Source organism: Candidatus Pelagibacter sp. (genome assembly GCF_052049935.1).
Taxonomy (GTDB): domain Bacteria; phylum Pseudomonadota; class Alphaproteobacteria; order Pelagibacterales; family Pelagibacteraceae; genus Pelagibacter.
Window position 1 is genome coordinate 1 of record NZ_JBNGZA010000024.1, and the last position, 3439, is coordinate 3439.

At 22.3% G+C, this 3439-nt stretch carries 3 protein-coding genes; all 3 read left to right on the top strand.

The genetic code is table 11. From position 1 onward, the window contains the following. A partial coding sequence (locus tag ACTT90_RS07325) for an ATP-binding cassette domain-containing protein (RefSeq protein ID WP_440938077.1) occupies positions 1–1447 on the top strand: 1447 nt, incomplete at its 5' end. Between the two features lie 17 nt (positions 1448–1464). Continuing rightward, complete coding sequence (gene rfbB, locus ACTT90_RS07330; RefSeq protein ID WP_440938078.1) at positions 1465–2436, top strand: dTDP-glucose 4,6-dehydratase; 972 nt, start codon at positions 1465–1467, stop codon at positions 2434–2436. 77 nt (positions 2437–2513) lie between these two features. Further along, on the top strand, positions 2514–3398 hold the full coding sequence (locus tag ACTT90_RS07335) for a hypothetical protein (RefSeq protein ID WP_440938079.1): 885 nt from the start codon (positions 2514–2516) through the stop codon (positions 3396–3398). Positions 3399–3439 lie beyond the last annotated feature (41 nt).

Below are 3439 nucleotides of genomic sequence, written 5' to 3' on the forward strand. Positions count from 1 at the left end.
ATTTCAATATTATAAAAAACTATCAAATAAATTAATGGATATCTATTTAAATACTTCCTATCAAAATTTTATGAAAGACAAAATTTTTAAAAAAATAAATACACTAAGAGGAGAGGTGGAAAATTTTGTTTCAACGTTAATAGATGCTATAGTAATAATAGTCTTAGAGGCTGTAACTATATTATTTATTGTAACTTTTTTATTTTATTTATATCCAAAAGAAACTTCTATTATTTTTTGTTTACTTTTATTTTTTGGATCTATAGTTGCATATTTTTATCAAAAAAAAATGAAGATTTATGCAAGCTTAAGATTAAATGAGTTTAATATTTTTCAAAAAAAAATTTTAGAGGGATTAAATGGATTTAGGGATATTAAAATAAATAACAAAGAAGAATTTTTTTTAAAAAATTTTGATTTGAGTGTCAGTAAAGTTTCTAATTCACTTTATAAAATTTCAAATTTAATGCAAACACCAAGATATGTTGTAGAGATATTTTCAATTAATATTTTATTAATTGTAATGTTTTTTAATGTAAATGATTTAAATGATACTAACAATAATATCGTATTTCTAGGAATTTTTGCTGGTGCTGCTCTTAGATTGTTGCCATCTATAAACAAGCTTATTACATATTTGAATAATTTAAAATATGCAATTCCTATTTTAGATCAATTAATCATTGACGTTAAAAAAAATAAACCTGAAATTAAAACTGACTCAAATGAGAACATCTTTAAGAGTCAAAATCATCTAAAGTTAGTTGATATAAATTTTGATTATGATGATACAAAAAATATTAACGATTTTATTATTAAAAATATAAGTTTAGAGATAAAAAAAGGAGAATTGATTGGCCTATTTGGTGATACAGGGTCAGGAAAATCTACATTAATAGATATTATTTCTGGTTTATTAAATCCAAATAATGGAAAAATACTGTTGAATGATATAAATATTTCAAATCATGTCCATGAATGGAGAAATAGAATTGGATATGTCTCACAGTTTACTTATTTGTTAAACGATACAATTGAAAAAAATATCGCTTTTGGAGTGGATCAAAAAAACATAGATAAAGATAAACTTCTTACATCGCTTAAAAATTCTCTAATTTATGATTTTGTGAATAGTTTGAAATTAAAAGAAAAAACTATAATCGGTGAAAATGGAGTAAGTTTATCTGGCGGGCAAAAACAAAGAATTGGAATAGCAAGAGCCTTATACAATAATCCAGAATTTTTAATATTTGATGAATCTACTAATTCTTTAGATGAAAAGACAGAAAATGAATTTATGAAAAATTTGCTTGAATTAAAGAAAGAAAAATCAATAATTTTTGTAACACATAAACTAGAATTGCTTAAGAACTGTGATAAAATTTTATACTTAAAAAATCAAAAATTAATTGAATTAGATAAAAAAAATATCAATCAATTAAATTAAAGTTCATGTAAATATTAATGAAAAAAATTGTTGTTACTGGTGGATTAGGTTTTATAGGAATAAATCTTGTCGAATATCTTTTAAAAAAAAATTTTCATGTAATATGTATAGATAAAATCTCATATGCATCAAATCAAAATATATTCAGAAAAAACCCTAAATTTACTTTAAAAAAGATTGATATTTGTGAAAAGAAAAAATTAAGAAAAATTATATTTTATTATAAACCAGATATAATATTTCATTTGGCAGCTGAGTCACATGTTGATAATTCAATTGAAAATTCAAAAGTTTTTATAAAGTCAAATATTTTAGGCACTTATTCATTGCTCGAAGTTTTAAGAGAATATTCTGAGAAATATAAAAGATTTAAACTAATACATGTTTCTACTGACGAAGTTTATGGTTCAATTAAAAAAGGTCAATTTTCAGAAATAAATAAATTTTATCCTAACTCTCCATATTCTGCTTCTAAAGCATCGTCAGATATGTTGGTTAGAGCTTGGAATAAAACTTTTAATTTACCTGTAATTACCACGAATTGTTCAAATAATTTTGGTCCATATCAAAATAAAGAAAAGTTAATCCCTAAAATTATTTTTAATTTAATTCATAAAAAAAAAATTCCTATTTATGGAAATGGAAAAAATATGAGGGATTGGATTTTTGTCAAAGATCATGCAAAAATTTTATTTGAATTATCAAAGTATGGAAAAATTGGAGAAACATATAATATTGGATCAAACTCGGTTTTATCAAATATAGTTATTACAAAAAAATTAATTAACATACATAAGAAAAATGATTCAAAATTCAAAAGTAAATTTTCTGAAGTAATCAAATTTGTTACAGATAGAAAAGGTCATGATTTTAGATATGCAATTAATACAAGCAAAATAAAAAAATTAGGTGTATATAAATTTGGAAGTAATATGCAAAAAAATTTAGAAATTACTTATAAATGGTATTTAAATTTTTATAAAAAATAACTTTATTTTTGATGAATACACCACTGTTAATCTTAATATACAATCGACCTAAGGAAACCCAACTACTAATCAGAAAGTTGAAAAAATTTAAACCAAAATGTCTTTATATTTTTTCTGATGGACCAAAAAAAAATAATAATGATTTTAAACTTAATTTAGAATGCAAAGAGATAATTGATAAAATTAATTGGACAAAACAAATTAAAAAAAAATATCTTAATAAAAATCATGGATGTAAGCTTGCAGTCTCAGCTGGCTTAGATTGGTTTTTTAAGAATGAAAAAAAGGGTATTATTTTAGAAGATGATTGTATACCATCGACAAGTTTTTTTAGATTTTGTATTTGGGGACTTAACAAATTTGAAAAAAATAAAAAGATAGGAAGCATAACTGGTAACAATTTTTTAAAATCTCAAGTTAAAATAAAAAGTAGCTATTATTTTTCTAAGTATGCTCATTGTTGGGGATGGGCTACATGGAGAAATAGATGGAAATTATATGATAAAGACATTTTATTTTGGAAAAAATGGAAAAGTTCAAAAAATTTTAGAGATATATTTAATTTACCCTTAGAAGAAAAATATTGGATTAAAATTTTTAATAATTCTTATAAAAATAAAATTGATAGTTGGGCATATCCTTGGAACTTATGTTTATGGTATAATAATATGCTGGTACTTACACCAAAGAATAATTTAGTTGAAAATATAGGTATGGGGAGTTTGGCAACTCACACATATATCAGAAGTGATAATGTTAATTACAAAACTAGAATATTAAAAAAACCGTATAAAAACTTAAATCAAATAAGGATAAACACAAAAGCTGATAATTTTGTTTTTAATAATCACTTTAGAGGAAAAAATTATTTATGGCCTTACAGGTTTATTTATATTTTAAAAATACTAATTTCTAACCCTGGCTTTATTATCTTAAAATTCAAGAAGTTTTTAAATGTTTAAAAACATTTAATTAAATATATACATTATAAAATGCTTAAAAT

Coding starts and splice junctions, on each gene's coding strand:
- rfbB (WP_440938078.1), top strand. CDS start 1,465: ATGAAAAAAATTGTTGTTACTGGTGGATTAGGTTTTATAGGAATAAAT.